This window comes from Nonomuraea sp. NPDC050310, from assembly GCF_040655795.1.
Lineage (GTDB): Bacteria > Actinomycetota > Actinomycetes > Streptosporangiales > Streptosporangiaceae > Nonomuraea.
The window spans coordinates 176,911-195,248 of record NZ_JBFAKP010000006.1 but is presented as its reverse complement, the minus strand read 5'-3'; the positions used below and the strand labels follow the sequence as shown (position 1 = coordinate 195,248).

15 protein-coding genes are annotated in these 18,338 nt (G+C 72.2%); 5 read left to right on the top strand and 10 right to left on the bottom strand.

What is annotated here, in order from left to right; translation table 11 throughout:
* Positions 1-51 precede the first annotated feature (51 nt).
* The 4 genes from AB0I67_RS18050 to AB0I67_RS18035 all read left to right on the top strand — a co-directional run bounded on the left by AB0I67_RS18050 (position 52) and on the right by AB0I67_RS18035 (position 5,726).
* Positions 52-1,080 (top strand): SGNH/GDSL hydrolase family protein, encoded by a 1,029-nt coding sequence (locus AB0I67_RS18050; protein WP_357924413.1) that lies wholly within the window; start codon positions 52-54, stop codon positions 1,078-1,080.
* A 62-nt stretch (positions 1,081-1,142) separates the two neighbouring features.
* Positions 1,143-2,891 carry a serine/threonine-protein kinase gene (locus AB0I67_RS18045; RefSeq protein ID WP_357924410.1) on the top strand — a complete coding sequence of 583 codons (1,749 nt, stop codon included), beginning with the start codon at positions 1,143-1,145 and terminating at the stop codon, positions 2,889-2,891.
* Positions 2,892-2,905: 14 nt separating this feature from the next.
* Positions 2,906-4,399: a serine/threonine-protein kinase gene (locus tag AB0I67_RS18040; RefSeq protein ID WP_357924409.1), complete on the top strand. Its 1,494-nt coding sequence runs from the start codon at positions 2,906-2,908 to the stop codon at positions 4,397-4,399.
* Between the two features lie 43 nt (positions 4,400-4,442).
* A complete protein-coding gene (locus AB0I67_RS18035; RefSeq protein WP_357924407.1) occupies positions 4,443-5,726 on the top strand; it encodes a protein kinase in 1,284 nt (427 codons plus the stop codon).
* Between the two features lies 1 nt (position 5,727).
* On the opposite strand, the gene AB0I67_RS18030 is transcribed toward AB0I67_RS18035, so the two are convergent.
* The 3 genes from AB0I67_RS18030 to AB0I67_RS18020 are packed head-to-tail and all read right to left on the bottom strand — an operon-like array spanning position 5,728 to position 7,690.
* The gene (locus tag AB0I67_RS18030) at positions 5,728-6,657 is read right to left on the bottom strand and encodes an RluA family pseudouridine synthase (RefSeq protein WP_357924405.1); all 930 of its coding nucleotides are present in this window, start codon (positions 6,655-6,657) and stop codon (positions 5,728-5,730) included.
* Positions 6,654-7,322 (bottom strand): signal peptidase II, encoded by a 669-nt coding sequence (gene lspA / locus AB0I67_RS18025; RefSeq protein WP_357924403.1) that lies wholly within the window; start codon positions 7,320-7,322, stop codon positions 6,654-6,656. The genes AB0I67_RS18030 and lspA overlap by 4 nt, the downstream gene beginning before the upstream one ends.
* Positions 7,286-7,690: a TraR/DksA C4-type zinc finger protein gene (locus tag AB0I67_RS18020; protein ID WP_357924862.1), complete on the bottom strand. Its 405-nt coding sequence runs from the start codon at positions 7,688-7,690 to the stop codon at positions 7,286-7,288. Before AB0I67_RS18020 ends, lspA begins: the two co-directional genes overlap by 37 nt.
* Before the next feature lie 432 nt (positions 7,691-8,122).
* On the opposite strand from AB0I67_RS18020, the gene ileS reads away from it, so the two are divergent.
* The gene (ileS, locus tag AB0I67_RS18015) at positions 8,123-11,269 is read left to right on the top strand and encodes an isoleucine--tRNA ligase (protein ID WP_357924401.1); all 3,147 of its coding nucleotides are present in this window, start codon (positions 8,123-8,125) and stop codon (positions 11,267-11,269) included.
* 211 nt (positions 11,270-11,480) lie between these two features.
* Here the strand turns inward: ileS and AB0I67_RS18010 are convergent, their stop codons facing one another.
* The 7 genes from AB0I67_RS18010 to AB0I67_RS17980 form a co-directional block, all read right to left on the bottom strand.
* The gene (locus AB0I67_RS18010; RefSeq protein ID WP_357924399.1) at positions 11,481-13,208 is read right to left on the bottom strand and encodes a hypothetical protein; all 1,728 of its coding nucleotides are present in this window, start codon (positions 13,206-13,208) and stop codon (positions 11,481-11,483) included.
* Positions 13,209-13,229: 21 nt separating this feature from the next.
* Positions 13,230-14,135: a DivIVA domain-containing protein gene (locus AB0I67_RS18005; protein ID WP_357924397.1), complete on the bottom strand. Its 906-nt coding sequence runs from the start codon at positions 14,133-14,135 to the stop codon at positions 13,230-13,232.
* Between the two features lie 97 nt (positions 14,136-14,232).
* Positions 14,233-14,529: a YggT family protein gene (locus tag AB0I67_RS18000; RefSeq protein ID WP_357924395.1), complete on the bottom strand. Its 297-nt coding sequence runs from the start codon at positions 14,527-14,529 to the stop codon at positions 14,233-14,235.
* 50 nt (positions 14,530-14,579) lie between these two features.
* Complete coding sequence (sepF, locus tag AB0I67_RS17995; RefSeq protein ID WP_357924393.1) at positions 14,580-15,074, bottom strand: cell division protein SepF; 495 nt, start codon at positions 15,072-15,074, stop codon at positions 14,580-14,582.
* A gap of 114 nt (positions 15,075-15,188) precedes the next feature.
* Positions 15,189-15,950: a YggS family pyridoxal phosphate-dependent enzyme gene (locus AB0I67_RS17990; protein ID WP_357924391.1), complete on the bottom strand. Its 762-nt coding sequence runs from the start codon at positions 15,948-15,950 to the stop codon at positions 15,189-15,191.
* On the bottom strand, positions 15,925-17,430 hold the full coding sequence (gene ftsZ / locus AB0I67_RS17985; protein ID WP_357924389.1) for a cell division protein FtsZ: 1,506 nt from the start codon (positions 17,428-17,430) through the stop codon (positions 15,925-15,927). Before ftsZ ends, AB0I67_RS17990 begins: the two co-directional genes overlap by 26 nt.
* A 185-nt stretch (positions 17,431-17,615) precedes the next feature.
* Complete coding sequence (locus AB0I67_RS17980; protein WP_357924387.1) at positions 17,616-18,296, bottom strand: FtsQ-type POTRA domain-containing protein; 681 nt, start codon at positions 18,294-18,296, stop codon at positions 17,616-17,618.
* Positions 18,297-18,338 lie beyond the last annotated feature (42 nt).

The following is an 18,338-nucleotide window of genomic DNA, read 5'->3' as shown; positions in this document are numbered from 1 at the left end:
GCGGCGAGCCGGGTTATCCTCCCTAGGACGCCTATCGGGGAGGGGGCGCGGGTGGCGCGCAGGCGGACCGCCGAGATGGTGGCGGCGGGGGCGCTGGGGGTGGCCCTGGCCTTGACCGTCCTGGCGACGGGGACGCTCGACCGGGTCTCGTGCGCGACGCTGGCGGTGGCCTGCGCCGAGGAGGGCCCGGCGGCGCGGCGGTTACCGCAGCCGCGCCGGCTGAGCCCGCAGGAGGCGGCGCTGAGCGGCGCCTACATCGCGCTGGGCGACTCGTTCTCCTCCGGCGAGGGCGTCTACGACGAGACCGAGCGGCCGATCGACGCGGGCGCGGGGCTGTGCCACCGCTCGCGGGGGTCGTACGTGCCGCAGATCGCCGGCTCCCTGCGGTTCGCCGGCGGCGCCTCGTTCTGGGCGTGCGCCGGGGCGACGACGGTGCACCTGCTGAAGGGCCAGCACGGGCACAAGCCGCAGATCTCCCGGGTGGGCCCGGCGGCCAGCCTGGTCACGGTGAGCATCGGCGGCAACGACGCGGGCTTCACCGACGTGCTCAAGGAGTGCATCCTGCGGCTGCCGTGGTCGGACGGCTGCACCGAGCAGGAGGCGGCGGTCCGCCGCCGGGTGGCCGGGATGACGCCCAACCTGCGCCAGGTGCTGCTGGAGATCCGCCGGCGGGCGCCGGAGGCCCGGATCATCGTGCTGGGCTACCCCCGGCCCTTCCCGGCCGCGCCGGCCGACCGGGTGGACAACCTGACGCCGGACGACCAGCGCTGGGTCAACCGGATGGCCCGCTTTCTCAACGACGCCTCGCGCGAGGTGGTGGCCGAGGTGGATCGGGCCATCGCCACCTTCGGCGGGCCGGGCAGCGCCGAGTTCGTGGACGCCTACGACGCCTTCGACGGCCACGAGATCGGGCGCGGCTCGCCGTACATGAACGCGCTCGACGTCGATGTCGAGCAGCTCAAGGTGTACAGCCGCAGCTACCATCCCACCGCCGGGGGGTATCGCAGGCTGGGAGAGCTCGTCGCGGCGCAGATCTCCGCCGGACCCGGACGGCCACTGAACAATCTCCTGCTCCCCTAGCGAGTCGCCGATCTCCCTTCCCTATGGGAGTATTTCGGGGTTTAGAAGGGGGTTTGTGGCCGTTGAGACAGAACCCTGGCCGCCGGATCGCCGGCCGGTACCACCTGCAGGAGCCCATCGGACGTGGCGGCATGGGCATCGTCTGGCGTGCCCATGACGAGCTCCTGGACCGCACGGTCGCGGTGAAGGAGGTCAGGTACTCGACCGACCTGGGCGAGGAGGTCCAGCTCCTCAACCGGCGCACCATGCGCGAGGCCAGGGCGGCGGCGCGGTTCGAGCACCCCAACGTGATCGTCGTCTACGACGTGATCGAGGAGGACGACCAGCCCTGGATCGTCATGCAGCTCGTGCCCTCCCGCTCGCTGGGCACGGTGATCAAGCAGGACGGCCCGCTGCCGTGGAAGAAGGTCGCCGAGATCGGCCTGGCGGTGCTGGAGGCCCTGCACAGCGCGCACGAGGCCGGCGTCCTGCACCGCGACGTCAAGCCGGAGAACGTGCTGCTGGCCGACGACGGCCGGGTGGTGCTGACCGACTTCGGCATCGCCACCCTGGAGACCGAGACCCAGCTCACCATGACCGGGCTGGCCGGGACCCCCGCCTTCATCGCGCCGGAACGCCTCAAGGGGCTGCCCGCGCGGCGCGAGTCCGACCTGTGGTCGCTCGGCGCCACGCTGTACGCCGCCGTCGAGGGCCGCGCCCCGCACGAGCGCGGCATGGTGATGGCGACCATGCACGCGGTGCTCAACGACGAGGCCGACCCCGCCTCCAAGGGCGGCCCGCTGGCGCCGGTGATCACCGGCCTGCTGGTCAAGGAGCCGGACGAGCGGCTCACCTACGGCGACGCCGCGCGGATGCTGCGCGACATCGTCCGCCGTTCCCAGCCTCCGGCGGCGCCCCCGCCGGAGGAGGACGACATGCCCACCGACCCGACGCTGCGGGCCGTACCGGCGCTTCCGCCCAAGCAGGCGGCGCGCCGGACGCCCACGCCGGCGCCCTCCGCGCCGGAGACCGGATCGCACCTGGAGCAGGTGGAGCCCCGCCCGGCGGTCACCCGCAAGGAGAGCACGCCGCCGCGGGAGCTGGAGGATCCGACCGTCACCTCCCGGTCCGGCTCGCGCCGCGTCACGCCGGTGATCGCCGTCGGCGCGGCCGTGGCGCTGGTGGCCGGCGTCGGCGTCTGGCTCGGGCTGCGCTCGGCCGACGACCCGCAGGCCTCCCCCAAGCCGTCGGCGGCCGCCGCCACCTCCACGGCGACCACGCCCCCCTCGGCCGCGCCCTCCACCGCGGGGCCCTCCTCCGCCGAGCCCTCGGCGACGCCCGAGAGCACCCCGGAGGCCACGCCGTCGGCGGAGAAGCCGAAGGACGCGCTGCCCGAGGGCTGGAAGATGTACAAGGACAAGACCGGCTTCCAGGTCGGCCTGCCCAAGGGCTGGGAGGAGTACAAGCGGGAGGGCTCTCAGGTCTTCTTCCGCGGCCCGGGCGCGGCCTCCAACGCCTTCCTCGCCATCGACCAGATCGACAAGGCCGGCGACGACCCCAAGCGCGACTGGGAGGTCCAGGAGCGCGGCGCCTCCAGCCGGTTCGGCGGCTACAAGCTGGTCCACATCAAGAAGGTGGACTACATGGTCGCCGCCGCCGACTGGGAGTTCACCTGGATCACCAACTCCGGCAAGACCCGGGTGCGCAACCGCGGCTTCGTCACCGAAGGCGGCATGGGCTACTCCATCTACTGGCACAACCTGGACAGCCGCTGGAAGAAGGACCTGCACTTCTTCGACACCTTCGCCGCGACGTTCAAACCACGCAAGTAGGTAGGCTGTCGCGGATGGACAGGCAGGTCGGCAGGCGCTATCGACTGATCGAGCCCCTCGGCGAAGGCGGGATGGGCATCGTCTGGCGCGCCCACGACGAGCTCCTCGACCGCCCGGTGGCGGTCAAGGAGGTGCGCTACACCGGCGTCGGCGAGGCCAAGCGGGCCGAGCTGAACGCGCGCACCATCCGCGAGGCGCGCGCCGCGGGGCGGCTCGACCATCCCGGCGTCGTGGTCGTCCACGACGTCGTGGAGGAGGACGGCCGGCCCTGGATCGTCATGCAGCTCGTGCCCTCCCGCTCGCTGGCCGAGGTGGTCAGGAGCGACGGCCCGCTGCCGGTCGGGCACGTGGCCCACATCGGGCTGCAGGTGCTCGGCGCGCTGCGCGCCGCCCACGCCACCGGCGTCCTGCACCGCGACGTCAAGCCGGAGAACGTGCTGCTGGCCGACGACGGCCGGGTCGTGCTGACCGACTTCGGCATCGCCACGCTGGAGGCCGACGCCGGGCTCACCGCCACCGGCAACCTCGTCGGCACCCCCGCCTACATGCCGCCCGAGCGGCTGAACGGCCTGCCCGCCACCCCCGCCTCCGACCTGTGGTCGCTCGGCGCGACGCTGTACGCCGCCGCCGAGGGCGTTCCGCCTTTCCGCCGCGACTCCTGGGCCGCCACCGTCGCCGCCGTGCTGCGCGACGCCCCCGAGCCGCCGCGCCTGGCCGGGCCGCTGGCGCCGGTCATCATGGGCCTGCTCAAGGGCGACCCGGCCACCCGGATGGGCGCCGACGAGGTGCAGGCCCGGCTCACCGCCCTGCGCTCCGGCACCGCGCCGCAGCGCCTCGGCGAGGCCACCGTCGACCTGCCCGCCCCGCGTCGCCGCCCGGCCGCGCTGTGGGCCGTGCCGCTCGTCCTGCTGCTGGCCGCCGGCGCGGGCGGCGGCTACTGGTGGGTCTCCTCCCAGTCCGCCGCCGGCGCGCCGGTGACGGCCTCGCCCACGCCCGCGCCGCCGACCTCCGCCCCGGCCACCCCCACCCGTACGGCGAAGCCCACCCCGTCGCTGCCGGCCGGCTGGCGCACCGTCAAGAACGCCGCGGGCGGCTTCTCCATCGCCCTGCCCGCCGGCTGGACGATCAAGCCGCACGCCACCCGCGCCAGCGTCACCCTCAGCGGCCCCGGCGCCCAGGGCGTGCTGATCGTCGAGTGGACCGAGCCGGAGGCCGACTACGCCGACGAGGTCGAGCACTGGACCGACGTCGAACGGCAGATCCTGGCCAAGAACCAGTTCACCGGCTACCGCCGGATCGGGATCCGCCCGCTCACCTACCTCGGCCGCCCGGCCGCCGACTGGGAGTTCATCCGCTCGGTCCAGGGCCGCCAGCTCCACGTCGTCAACCGCGGCTTCCGCACCCGCGACGGCCGGCCCTTCGCCCTGTACTGGGAGGCGCCGCAGAGCACCTGGAACGCCGAGCTGCGTTATCTGCGCACCTTCCGGCAGTCCTTCCGCCCGTCTTGATCCGGGACCAATAGATCACCCGATCCTGGGTAGCTCGCGGCTCATGTCCGATTCTGCGGGGATCATCGGTGGGCGTTACCGGCTGTTGCACCCGATCGGGCGCGGTGGCATGGGCAAGGTCTGGCAGGCTCACGACGAGGTGCTCGACCGCGACGTGGCGATCAAGGAGGTCATCCCGCCGCCCGATCTGGAGGAGGCCGACCGCGCCCTGTTCCTCGCCCGGACCTTCCGCGAGGCCAGGGCGGCCGGCCGGGTCGCGCATCCGGGCGTGGCGATGGTCTACGACGTGCTGGAGGAGGCCGGCCACCCCTGGATCGTGATGCAGCTCATCCCGTCCGACACCCTCGGCTCGCAGACGCCGCTGCCGCCCAGGCGGGTGGCGGAGATCGGCGTGCAACTGCTGGAGGCGCTGCGCGCGGCGCACGCGGCGGGCGTGCTGCACCGGGACGTCAAACCGGACAACGTGCTGCTGAGCGAGGACGGCCGGGCCGTGCTCACCGACTTCGGCATCGCCACCACCGACGACGACGTGACCGTCACCAGGACCGGCGTGCTGGTCGGGACGCCGGCCTTCATCGCGCCGGAGCGGGCGCTCGGCGCCGACGCCACACCCGCCTCCGACCTGTGGTCGCTGGGCGTCACGCTCTACGTCGCGGCGGAGGGCCGCTCGCCCTTCCAGCGCGACAATCCGCTGTCCACGCTCGCCGCGGTGATCCACGCCGAGGCGGCGCCGATGAGCCGCGCCGGACCCCTCGCGCCGATCATCACCGGCCTGCTGCGCAAGCATCCCGAGGACCGGATGCCGCTGGAGGAGGCCGACGCCCGGCTGCGGGCCGTCGCCGCGGGGCTGCCCGCCGAGCCGACCAGCCCGGCGGCGGCGGCCCTGGCCGGGGCGCCGAGGTCCGGGCGGCTGACCCGCCGCCAGACGCGGGCGGCCGTGCTGGTGTCGGCCGCGACCGTCGCCGTGGCGCTGGTGGCCGGGGCGACCGCCTGGCTGACCGGCCGCGAGACCACGGGCGGGCCGCCTGCCGTACCTTCGGTGAAGAGCACGGTCTCGGCCGCGTCGGAGCCGCGGCGCAGCGAGCCCGAGAAGAGCCCGGTACGGCAGGCCCCGCCGGTCGCCCCGTCGGTCACGCCGTCCGAAGCCCTTCCGTCGGCCGAGCGCAGCCCGGAGCCCGAGCCCCGCCCCTCCGCCACCCCCACCAAGCCCAAGCCGAAGCCGAAGAAGACGCCGCAGGAGGAGGCCGAGGAGAGCGCCTCGGGCGAGCCCGGCGAGATCGAGCCCACCGACGCCGAGGGCGGCCCCGCCGAGGAGGGCGAGGGCTAGATCAGGACTCCGCCCCGACGACGTCGAGCGCGTGCCGCAGGTCGTCGGGGTACTCGGTGGTGAAGGTCATCCACTCGCCCGTGGACGGGTGCTCGAAACCGAGGCTGACCGCGTGCAGCCACTGCCGCTTCAGCCCCAGCCGCGCGGCGAGCGTCGGGTCGGCGCCGTAGAGCAGGTCGCCCGCGCACGGGTGCCGCAGCGCCGACATGTGCACCCGGATCTGGTGGGTGCGCCCGGTCTCCAGCTTGATGTCCAGCAGGGAGGCGGCCCGGAAGGCCTCGACGGTGTCGTAGTGCGTGACGCTGGGCTTGCCGCCGGCGACCACGGCGAAGCGGCCGTCGCCGCTGGGGTGCCGGTCGATGGGCGCGTCCACGGTGCCGCGGAAGGGGTCGGGGTGGCCCTGGACCAGCGCGTGGTAGCGCTTGTCCACGGTGCGTTCCTTGAAGGCGCGCTTGAGCATCGAGTAGGCGTACTCGCTCTTGGCGACCACCATCGCGCCGGTGGTGTTGGCGTCGAGGCGGTGCACGATGCCCTGGCGCTCGGCCGCGCCGCTGGTGGCGATGGTGTGCCCGGCGCCGAGCAGGCCGCCGATCACGGTGGGGCCGGTCCAGCCGACGGTGGGGTGGGCGGCGACGCCGATCGGCTTGTTGACCACGATCAGGTCGTCGTCCTCGTAGACGATGGCCATGCCGGGGATCGGCTCGGCCACCGGCATCGGCGTGGCGACCGGCGGCGGGATGACCACTTCCAGCCAGGCGCCGGCGTGGACCCGGTCGGACTTGGCCGCCGGGGAGCCGTTGACCAGGACGTCGCCCTCGGCGATCAGCTCGGCGGCGCGGGTGCGGGAGAAGCCGAACAGGCGCGACAGGGCGGCGTCGAGACGCTCGCCCTCCAGGCCGTCGGGCACGGGCAGCGTGCGGACCTCGCTCACTTGGCCTCCCTGCCACCGTCGATCTGGTAGCCGCGCCAGGCCAGGACGACGGCGAGGATGCCGCCGCAGACGATGGAGGCGTCGGCGATGTTCCAGATCGGGAAGTTGCCGATGATCGGGAAGTTGTCCGGCAGGACCTCGATGAAGTCGACCACGTGTCCCTGCAGGCCGCCGGGGGCGCGGAAGAGGCGGTCGGTGAGGTTGCCCAGCGCCCCGCCGAGCAGCATGCCCAGGCAGATCGCCCACGGCAGGCTGCGCAGCTTGCGCGCGGTGCGGATGATGGCGAAGACCACGCAGGCGGCGATGATGGTGAAGACGAAGGTCATCCCGGTGCCGATGCTGAACGCGGCGCCCGAGTTGAAGATCACCCGGAACTGCAGCACGCCGGGGATGACCACGTACGGCGGCTCGCCCTCCAGGGTCCGCAGCACGATCGTCTTGGTGATCAGATCGGCGGCGTAGAGCACGAAGGCGAGGGAGCTCAGCAGGATGAGGAGCTTGCGACGGTCACGCGCCGGGGCTTGCGGCGCCGCCGCGTCCGGCTTGACGGGCGTGACGGGCGTCCCGGCGGACTCCGGAGCGGAGCCGGCGGCCTCCCCCTGGGTCGCCGGCTCCTGCGCGCCGCCTTCTAGCGGCGTTCCTCCCGCTGCTTGCAGGTCACGCACAGCGTCGCCCGCGGGAACGCCTGAAGGCGTTCCTTGCCGATCGGCTTGTGGCACGATTCGCACACTCCATAGGTCCCTGCGTCGATCCTGGCGATCGCACGTTCGTTCTGCGCGACCAGGTCGCGTGCATTCAGGGTAAGGGCGATCTCGCGTTCGCGCTCATAGGTCTTGGCCCCGGCGTCGGCCTGGTCGTCGCCGGCGCCCTTGGTGACGTCGCCCGAGGCGATCTCCGATTCGTGCCGCGCGATGTCGGCGTTGAGCTCGGCGACCTCCAGGGCCAGAGCGGCCCGGACCTCGGCCAGTTCGTCCTCTGACCACGTCGAGGGGGTGGTGGCGGTCTGCGTGACTGCCGTCATTGCGTCCTCCATGCTGATCAAGGTCCTCAATGGTGCGGGAAGCTTAGGCCGCCGATAACAGCTCGGCAAACGACCCGCCGGTCGGATTACCTCACCCGTACTATCCCGCCCGGCCGCTTCAACTCCCCTCCCGGCCCATCCATTCCCAGCTTTTTGTCGTGACTTGTGACTCGGCTCCCCCAGGCGTCCCACAATCGGGAAGCCTCCCGCGCCGCTCTGCGTTATGGTGGAGACCCGCAAGGCTGTGATGGGGCCCTGTGAGCAAGCTCACAGGGGTATCACCCCGGAGCCGCCGGAAGAACGGCACTCGCCCAGTAGAACCGGCAGCGGTCAAATGAAGAGGGTTTCCCTCCGGGGAGATCAAGAAGGGTGGTACCGCGGAGCCGTCCATCCGGCTTCGTCCCTTCAACGTGTTCATTTCCGTTGAAGGAGGACCCGCCAGAGATGTCCCACTATTTCCGCTCCCTTCCTGCGCAGGTCGACCTGCCCGCGCTCGAGCGTGAGGTCCTGGACCGCTGGCGGGACGGCAAGATCTTCGAGCGCTCGGTCGAGCAGAACGACGGCAACCCGAGCTGGGTGTTCTACGAAGGTCCGCCCACCGCCAACGGCATGCCCGGCGTGCACCACACCGAGGCCCGCACCTTCAAGGACCTGTTCCCGCGCTACAAGACCATGCGCGGCTACAGCGTCCCGCGCCGGGCCGGCTGGGACTGCCACGGCCTGCCGGTCGAGGTCAGCGTCGAGAAGGAACTCGGCCTGTCCGGCAAGAAGGACATCGAGACGTACGGCATCGCCGCCTTCAACGACAAGTGCCGCGAGTCGGTCATGCGGCACGTCGACGCCTGGGAGGCCCTGTCGGGCCGGATGGGCTACTGGGCCGACCTCGAGAACGCCTACCGCACCATGGACCCGGCCTACGTCGAGTCGGTCTGGTGGTCGCTGAAGACGATCTGGGACAAGGGCCTGCTCTTCCGCGACTTCCGCATCACGCCCTACTGCCCGCGCTGCGGCACCGGCCTGTCCGACCACGAGCTCGGCCAGCCCGGCGGCTACGAGGACGTCACCAGCCCCTCGGTCTTCGTCCGCATGCCGGTGACCTCCGGGCCGCTGGAGGGCGCCTCCCTGCTCATCTGGACGACCACGCCCTGGACGCTGGTGTCCAACACCGCCGTCGCCGTCCACCCGGACGTCACCTACGTGGCCGTCCGCACCGGCGACGAGACCCTCGTCATCGCCGAGCCGCTGCTGGCCAAGGTGCTCGGCGAGGCCGAGTACACCGAGGTCGGCCGCTACACCGGCCGCGAGCTGGAGCGCACCCCCTACTCGCGCCCCTTCGACCTGGTCGACATCCCCGGCGCGCACTACGTCGTGCTCGGCGACTACGTCACCGTCGAGGACGGCACCGGCCTGGTCCACCAGGCGCCCGCCTTCGGCGCCGACGACCTCACCGTCTGCAAGTCGTACGGCATGCCGATCGTCAACCCGATCGGCCCCGACGGCCGCTTCCTGGCCGACGTGCCCATGGTCGGCGGCCAGTTCTTCAAGGACGCCGACGAGGGCCTGACCGAGGACCTGCGCGCCCGCGGCCTGCTGTTCCGCGGCGGCCACTTCGAGCACGCCTACCCGCACTGCTGGCGCTGCCACACCGCGCTGCTGTACTACGCGCTGCCCGCCTGGTACATCCGCACCACCGCGGTCAAGGACGCCCTGCTGCGCGAGAACGAGCAGACCAACTGGCACCCCGACACCATCAAGTGGGGCCGCTACGGCGAGTGGCTGCGCAACAACGTCGACTGGTCGCTGTCGCGCTCGCGCTACTGGGGCACCCCCCTGCCTTTGTGGGTCTGCACCGCCGACGAGTCGCACGTCACCTGCGTCGGCTCGCTCGCCGAACTGGGCGCCCTGGCCGGCCAGGACCTCTCCGCGCTCGACCCGCACCGCCCCTACGTCGACGACGTCACCTTCGCCTGCCCGCACTGCGGCGAGGAGGCCCGGCGGGTCAGCGACGTCATCGACGCCTGGTACGACTCCGGCTCCATGCCCTTCGCCCAGTGGGGCGCGCGCGGCAAGCCCGAAGGCGTCTACCCCGCGCAGTTCATCTGCGAGGGCATCGACCAGACCCGCGGCTGGTTCTACTCGCTCATGGCCGTCGGCACCCTCGTCTTCGACCAGAGCTCCTACGAGAACGTGCTCTGCATGGGCCTGCTCGTCGGCGAGGACGGCCGCAAGATGAGCAAGCACATCGGCAACGTGCTCGACCCCATGGCGATCATGGACCGGCACGGCGCCGACGCGCTGCGCTGGTTCATGGCCTGCTCCGGCTCGCCGTGGGCGCAGCGCCGCATCGGCCACTCGGTGCTGGAGGAGATCGTCCGCAAGGTCCTGCTGACCTACTGGAACACCACCTCCTTCTTCACCCTGTACGCCAACGCCGAGTCCTGGTCGCCGTCCATGCTGGCCGACGCCGCGCCCGCCGCCGAGCGGCCGCTGCTCGACCGCTGGGCCCTGGCCGAGCTGCACCGGACCGTCGCCGAGGTCACCGCCGCCTTCGACGGCTACGACACCGTGCGCGCCGGGCGGCGGCTGGCGGAGTTCCTGGACGACCTGTCCAACTGGTACGTCCGGCGCTCGCGCCGCCGCTTCTGGTCCGGCTCCGCCGACGCCTTCGCCACGCTCTACGAGTGCCTGGAGACCGTCACCCGGCTGCTGGCGCCGATCACGCCGTTCCTCACCGACTACCTGTGGGACGTGCTGCGCGGCGTCGACCAGGCCCCCTCCGTGCACCTGGCCACCTGGCCGGCGGTGAACGAGGCCCTGCTCGACCCGGCCCTGTCGGAGCAGATGGCGCTGGTCCGCCGCCTGGTCGAGCTGGGCCGCTCGGCCCGGGCCTCCTCCGGCGTCAAGACCCGCCAGCCGCTCGGCCGTGCCCTGGTCAGCGCGCCCGGCTGGGCCGCCCTCTCGCCCGAACTGCGCTCGCTCATCGCCGACGAGCTCAACGTGGCCGAGCTGGACGACCTGTCCGGGTTCAGCGCCGACCTGGTCAACTTCTCGGTGAAGCCCAACTTCCGTGCGCTCGGCAAGCGCTTCGGCTCCGAGACCAAGCTCGTCGCCGCCGCGATCACCGCCGCCGACCCGGCCGCCCTGGCCGCCGGGCTCCGCTCGGGCGCGCCGGTCACGGTGACCGCCGCCTCGCTGGGCGAGGTCACCCTGGGGGCCGAGGACGTCATCGTCACCGAGCAGCCCAAGTCCGGCTGGTCGGTCGAGACCGGCGCCGTCGGCACGGGCACCGGCGAGACCGTCGCGCTCGACCTCACCCTCACCGACGAGCTGCGCCGGGCGGGGCTCCTGCGCGAGGTCGTTCGCCTGGTCCAGGACGCCCGCAAGTCCACCGGGCTGTCGATCACCGACCGCATCGACCTCTTCTGGACCGCCGCCGACACCGCTCCCGACCTGGCCGCCGCCCTGCGCTCCGGTGGCTCCTTCGTGGGCGAGGAGGTGCTGGCCGCCTCCGTCACCGAGGGCACCAGCCCCGACCTGCCCGCCCACACCGACGCCGACCTCGGCCTCACCTTCCAGCTCCGCCGCGCCTGACCCGAACACGCCACCGGCCCCCGTGCTCTGTCGCACGGGGGCCGGTGTCATGTCGGGCTTCAGGTCGTACGGCAGGCCGCACCGGGCTCGCCTCCAGGCAGGCCGGGGGCCCAGCTGGGCTCATCCCGGGCCTGGGGTGCGACCCGGCAGGTGCGCCGGACCGCTGGGGTCCAGTCCGACCTGCCGGGTTTTGTGGTCGCGGATGTACGGGTCAGGCGCCGCTCTGGCACACCGAGCAGGCCGTCAGGCCCGCCGCGTCGGCCGCCTCACGTCGCATGGTCTCCACACCCGCGTCCCCCGCACCCTTCACCAGGGGGCAGGAGCCGGTGTGGTACCGCCGCGTCCCCACGATGACCTTGACCACACCCTCGGGGAGAGCGGCCTCCTCCCCGCGCACGGCGGCGAGGTCCTCGCTCGGGATGGCCCTCAGGGTGAGCCCGGGGTCGGTGTCGTCGGGCTCCCTCGCCGGCTCCCCAGGCTGGGGCGCGCTCGGCGCAGCGGAGTCGCCGAGACCCTCACCGGCGCGGTCAGCCCGAGCCTCAGCCGCACCCTCGGCCCGCACCGGGGCCGCCTCGGGAGCGTCCTGCGGGCGCTTGGGAGCCGCAGCAGAGGTGTCGTCGGGCCGTGCCGGAGTCGGCTCGGCGGCCTGAGCAGCCTCCTCGGCCACCTTCTCCCGCTCGTCGCCGACCTTGGCGGCACCGCCCGTCCCGGCGACCCGGAACACGGACGTGGCCCCAGCCCCAGGCTCCTCCTCCTCGGCCCGAGACTCGGGCGCAGAGGTGGCAGGGCCGGAACCTGCAGGCGGGCTCGAAGCGGCTACGCGGTCCGACTTGGCAGGCGGGTCAGCGGGCTCGTCGGCCCGGTCCCGGCTCTCCTCGCCGGCCACAGGCTCGTCGGTGGAGCGCTCGGCGGCATACGGGTCCTTGCGCGGCCGGCTGCCCGGCTTGGCGGACTGCTCGGGCTCGGCAGGCTGCTCCGCCGTACCGGACGGACCGTCCTGGCGGGCGAACCACCCCCCACCCGAACCGGACGGCTGCGGGGCGCGAAGCTCACGAGTGGGCCCGGAGGCATACCCGGGCGCAAGACCCTCAGCGGCAGAAGCCGCCGTGGTGGACGGCGAAGCAGCGGACGACCCCGCGGCGGAGGCCGGGGAGGCCGGGGAAGTGGAAGGCGCCGAGTCGGGCTCGGCGACAGGGGGAAGTTGACGGCCGCCGAGGGCGGCGTCGGGCAGGCAGGTGGTGCAGGGCGAGAAGCCCTCCTCCCGCGCCTCCTCGTAGGTGAGCTCCTCGGTGTCCCGCCCCACGAGCAGCCGGCAACCGGCGACGTGGTAGCGCTTGCGTCCGGGGATCACGATGACGAGGGCGTCAGGGGAGACGCCACCGGCCTGGGGGCGGCCCGGCGTACGGCCGGGTGGCTGGGCGGCGGTGACGGCTGCGGCGGCGGCCGGACGGGCGTACGGCGGGCCGACCGGTGCGGCGCTGGGCATGGACGCCGGCGACGGGAAAGCACCCGGCGGGACCGGCACTCCCATGGGGGAGGCCTGGACCGGGGCGCCGTGCTGTCCCGGGTGGGCGGGCCGGCCCTGAGGGACGGGCTGGCCGTGGGTGCTGGGCAGCGTCTGGGTGACGGGCGACCCCTGCGGGACGGGCCGTCCCGGGGTGACGGGGCGCCCGGCGACGCCGGGGGTGACGGGGTGACCCGTGGTGACGGTCTGGCTCTCGCCGGTGAGGGCGTCCTTGACCGGCGGCGCTGTGGCCCCGGCACGCCCATTGCCGGGGAACAGCTCGTGTCGCCGAAGGAAGGCCCCGATCACGAGGAAGAGCGCGGAGAGCACGCAGACCACGATCGACCACATGATCAGGAACGGTTTGGTCAGGACGAAGCCCGCGATCAGGAGAACGATCGCCGTGAGCACCAGTCCAGCACTGATGAGGATCACTAGGGGGGCTCTCTGGAGCTGTTACCTGCGGTCGTTGTGCGGGCCGTCGCCACCGGGGAAGGCACCCTGGTGCTGCGGGGCCTGCTCGCCGAAGGGAGTGGGCGCGCCGCCGGGCAGGGCCTGGGCTCCGCTCTGCGGGAGCGAGTGCGACATGGCCGGCGAGCCGCCGGGCATGACCGAGAACCCGCCGGTGCCGGCCTCGTGGCCCGCGGCGTTGAGCTCGGAGAGCTGGTTCTCCAGGTAGAGCTTGAGGCGGGAGCGGTACTCGCGCTCGAAGCTGCGCAGCTCTTCGACCTTGCGCTCAAGCTCGTCACGGGTGGTGACGAGGGAGCCCATGGCCTGGCGGTGGCGCTCCTGGGCGTCGCGCTCGAGCGTCTCGGCGCGGGCACGGGCGTCGCCGATGACCTGCTCGGCCTGGCGGCGGGCCTTGGTGAGGATGTCGTCGGCCTCGCGGCGGGCGCGGGTGACGGTCTCGTCGGCCTCCCGGCGGGCGTCGGCGATCGCCTGGTCGGCGGTCTGCTGCGCCAGCGCGAGCACGCGGGCCGCGGTGTCCATGTTGTCCTCGGCGGGCGGCATGCCCATGCCGACCGGCTGCTGCTGCTGCGGCTGGATCGGCTGCTGCTGCTGCACCGGCTCCGGCTGCTGCATCGGCGGGGCCATCATGGGCTGCTGCTCCGGCATCTGCTGCTGGCCGGGCATCTGCTGGATGGGCGCCGAGGCCATGGGCATCTGCTGCATGCCCCCTGGCACCTTGCCACGCAGGCACTCGGCCAGCTTGGCGCGCAACTCCTCGTTCTCCTGGATGAGGCGGTCAAGCTCAGCCTCGACCTCGTCGAGGAAGGCGTCCACCTCTTCCTCGTCGTAGCCCGGCCGCAGCCGGGTGGTACTGAACTGCTTGTTCCGCACATCAGCGGGCGTCAGCGGCATCTTTTGGTCTCCTTGGCGCGCTTGAGGGTCTGTCCGTCCAGGAGGCAGGCCCCCGAATCACTTCAGCGCGGACACGAGTCGGATCTTGACCGTGACCTCACAGGGTGTTGCTCAGGCCGTTCGTCAGTTGGATCAGGATCAGGACGACGATGAACAGCACTGTGAAGCTTAGGTCAAAGGCCACCGTACCCAACCTCAGGGGAGGAATGAAACGGCGAAGGAACTTGAGAGGTGGGTCTGTTGCGGTGTATGTGGCTTCAGCGAGGACCAGGACGACCCCCGAAGGCCGCCACGAACGGGCGAAGGCCTGCACCGTCTCGAAGATCATTCTGCCGATCAGCAGGACCAGGTAGAGCATCAGGACGAGCGCCACGATCTCAAGGAAGATCTTCACGGCTTACCCGCTCCCCCGCTCCTGGTGTGGGTCGATGACATACAGAGACTCTAACTCTGGTTGAAGAATCCGCGTTCCGCGATTCGGGCCTTGTCCTCGGCGGTCACCTCGACATTGGCAGGGGACAACAGGAACACCTTGTTGGTAACACGTTCAATCGTGCCATGTAGGCCAAAGACCAGACCTGCCGCGAAATCCACCAGACGTTTGGCGTCAGAGTCCACCATTTCGGTCAGGTTCATGATCACCGGGGTACCCTCGCGGAAGTGCTCGCCGATGGTGCGGGCCTCGTTGTAGGTCCGGGGGTGCAGGGTGGTGATGCGCGCCAGATCGGTCGTGCGGCGCTCCAGGACGGTCGTGGCGGGCCGCGGGGCGGGGACTCCAGGCCCGGTGTCCTCCTCGGGCTCCTGGACGGCTACCGCCCGATCCTCGCCGGTTCGAGGCGTCTCGTCCTCGTAGCCGTACTCGTAGGTCTCATACCTCTCGTAGCGGTCGTCCTCCACGAGACCGAGGTAGATTGCCATCTTGCGCATCGCGCCGGCCATCGCTCCGTCGTCCTCCTGCTCCTGGTTCCGAGGCGGTGTTCGCGGCCGGAGCCGCTGCCGTACCCCCCTTGGAGCCCACCGCTGCGCAGGTGTGAACACCCGCGTGAAGGGACATTACCTGACGAAGGGCTTGCGGCGGCCGAGCAACGCCGTACCGACTCGCACGTGTGTCGCCCCATGTGCTACGGCTTCGGACAAATCCCCGCTCATCCCGGCGGAGACCATGGTCGCCCCCGGATGTTCGGCCCGTACGGCCCGCGCCACCTCGGCCAGCCGGGCGAACGCCTTGCCCGGTTCGGCCCCCAGTGGCGCCACGGCCATCACGCCCGCCAGGCGCAGACCCTCGGCCCCGGCCACGAGCGCGGCCAGATCCAGCGCATCGGCCGGCCGTACCCCGCCCCGGGCCTGCTCGTCCCGGGCGGCGCCCGGCCGCGGCGCGGAGCCGGGGTTCTCGTCGAGGTCGATCTGCAGGAGGCAGCCGATCACGCGCTGGGCCCGCTCAGCCTCGCGGCTGAGCGCGGTGACCAGGCGGGAGCGGTCCACGGAGTGCACGTAGTCGGCGTAGGACGCCACCGAGCGCACCTTGTTGGTCTGCAACTGCCCGACGAAGTGCCAGGTCAGCGGCAGCCCGGCGCATTCGCGCGCCTTGCCGGCCGCCTCCTGGTCGCGGTTCTCCCCCACGTCGCGGACCCCGAGCGAGGCCAGGATCCGCACGTCGGAGGCCGGGTAGGTCTTGGTCACCGCGATGAGCGCGACCTCGGACCGGTCCCGCCCCGCGGCCCGGCAGGCGTCGGCGATCTGCGCCTCCACCTCGGCCAGGCCGTGGGCGATCTGCTCCCGGCGGCTCAGATCACTTGAGGAAGTCGGGGACGTCAAGCTCTTCTTCCTGCTCCTCGAAGACCACCGGCCGCCGCTTGCCCGGCTCACCCATCCGCGAGGTGATGGGGGTGGGCGGGTTGGCGGGCTCGGGGGCCGGCTTGGGGATCGACACCGGCGCGGGCGGCTCGGCCTCGGCCTGGACCGGCTCGGGCGCGGCGACGGGCGCCGGGGCGCTCTCCACCGGGCGGACCGGCTCGGGACGGACGGGCTCCGGGCGGACCGGCTCGGGGCGCGCGGGCGCCTCGGACCGCATCGGCTCGGAACGGTACTCCGGCCGCGGCGGCTCGGAGCGGACCGGCTCGGGCCGGCTGGGCTCGGCGCGGTAGTCGCCGCGCGGAGGCTCGGACCGGTAGTCGCCCCGCGGCGGCTCCGACCGGTAGTCGCCGCGGGCCGGCTCGGCCCGCCAGTCGCCGCGCACCGGCTCGGGACGGCCCGGCTCCGGACGCGGGGTCTCGGCCTTCACGGTCGGCCGGTGCGTGGGCGCCGCCGCGGGACGGGCCTGCGGCTTGGGCACCTCCTTGGCCGGCGGCTTGACGTCGTCGAAGCCGGCGGCGATGACGGTGACGCGCACCTCGTCGCCGAGGGCGTCGTCGATGACCGTGCCGAAGATGATGTTCGCGTCCGGCGCGGCGGCGTTGGAGACGAGCTGGGCCGCCTCGTTGATCTCGAAGAGCCCGAGGTCGGAGCCGCCCGCGATGGACAGCAGCACGCCGTGCGCACCGTCGATCGAGGCCTCCAGCAGGGGGCTGGAGACGGCCATCTCGGCGGCGGCGACCGACCGGTCGTCACCACGCGCATGCCCTATGCCCATGAGGGCCGAGCCCGCGCCGGACATGACGGACTTGACGTCCGCGAAGTCCAGGTTGATCAGGCCGGGCGTGGTGATCAGGTCGGTGATGCCCTGGACACCGGACAGCAGCACCTGGTCGGCCGCCTTGAAGGCGTCCAGCACGCTGACCTGCCGGTCGGAGATCGACAGCAGCCGGTCGTTCGGGATCACGATCAGCGTGTCGACCTCGTCGCGCAGGGTCTCGATGCCGGCCTCGGCCTGCATCGCCCGGCGCCGGCCCTCGAAGCTGAAGGGCCGGGTGACCACACCGATGGTGAGGGCGCCCAGCGAGCGCGCGATGTTGGCGACCACGGGCGCGCCGCCCGTGCCGGTGCCGCCGCCCTCGCCCGCTGTGACGAAGACCATGTCGGCCCCCTTGAGGACCTCCTCGATCTCCTCACGATGATCTTCGGCCGCCTTGCGGCCCACTTCCGGGTTGGCCCCGGCGCCCAGGCCACGCGTCAGTTCGCGGCCAACGTCCAACTTGACATCGGCGTCACTCATCAGCAGCGCCTGGGCGTCGGTATTGATGGCGATGAACTCGACGCCCTTGAGTCCCTCCTCGATCATCCGGTTAACGGCGTTCACTCCGCCGCCGCCAATGCCGACGACCTTGATGACCGCGAGGTAGTTCTGCGGTGCTGCCACGACGAGGGGCCTTTCCGCTCGTTGACTTGCCATTTCGGTGCGGACTGATTTCCGCGTTTCAAACCCTCAACCTCAAGTTGAGATTCAGATTTATGTCAACCTGAGGGTCGATACGGACAGTAGAAGCCCCACTCCGGGCGGGTCAACTAACCCCGCCGCAACCCGTCCGGCGTGTCGCGGCTGTCCTATTTCAGCGTTACCACTTCCGGCGAGCTCACGTCGTAGACGCGCGCCTTGCGGCTCAGCAGCTCGGCCAGCACTCGGGCCTTGTCGACGGCCCGGTCGGGACCGCCCCAGATCACCTCGCGCCCGTCGGACAGGAGCAAGGAGATCCCGTCCGCCGAAGTCGCCCGGATCTCGTCGACGCGTTGCGCCAGCGCGGGCGGCAGCGCGTTGACGACCTCGAGGGCCGCCTTGGTGGCCGGATCGCCGGGACCCGGCCGGTCGAGCTTCAGGACCGGCAGCCGCGGCGGCCCGACATCCTTGATCTCGGTCACCACGCCCTCCCGGTCGATCAGCGCCGCCTTGCCGTTGACCGGCACCACCGCCACCGGCTCGCGCTCGACGACCTCGATGGTCAGCGTGCCCGGCCAGGAGCGGGCGGCCCGGGCGGTGGCGATCTTGCGGATCCCCAGCACCCGGCCCTCGACGGTGGCCAGATCGACCGTCGCCAGAGGCTGGAGCTCGGGCACGGCCGCCTGTTTTTTGATCTCTTCGGTAGGAACTGTGAGATTTCCCACGATTTGTACGGTTCGTACCCCAAGGACCGGTGAGACGAAGACGAGCCACGCCGCGGTGCCGACCACTCCGGCGGTCAGCAGGACGATGAAGGCCCGGCGCGCGCCCCCGCCGCGCAGGCCCCTCACCGCGTGGCCCCGGCCCCGTCGCCCGGCCGCGCGCCCGTCGCG

Coding starts and splice junctions, on each gene's coding strand:
- AB0I67_RS18040 (WP_357924409.1), top strand. CDS start 2,906: ATGGACAGGCAGGTCGGCAGGCGCTATCGACTGATCGAGCCCCTCGGC.
- AB0I67_RS18035 (WP_357924407.1), top strand. CDS start 4,443: ATGTCCGATTCTGCGGGGATCATCGGTGGGCGTTACCGGCTGTTGCAC.
- AB0I67_RS18020 (WP_357924862.1), bottom strand. CDS start 7,690: ATGGAGGACGCAATGACGGCAGTCACGCAGACCGCCACCACCCCCTCG.
- ileS (WP_357924401.1), top strand. CDS start 8,123: ATGTCCCACTATTTCCGCTCCCTTCCTGCGCAGGTCGACCTGCCCGCG.
- AB0I67_RS18005 (WP_357924397.1), bottom strand. CDS start 14,135: ATGCCGCTGACGCCCGCTGATGTGCGGAACAAGCAGTTCAGTACCACC.
- sepF (WP_357924393.1), bottom strand. CDS start 15,074: ATGGCCGGCGCGATGCGCAAGATGGCAATCTACCTCGGTCTCGTGGAG.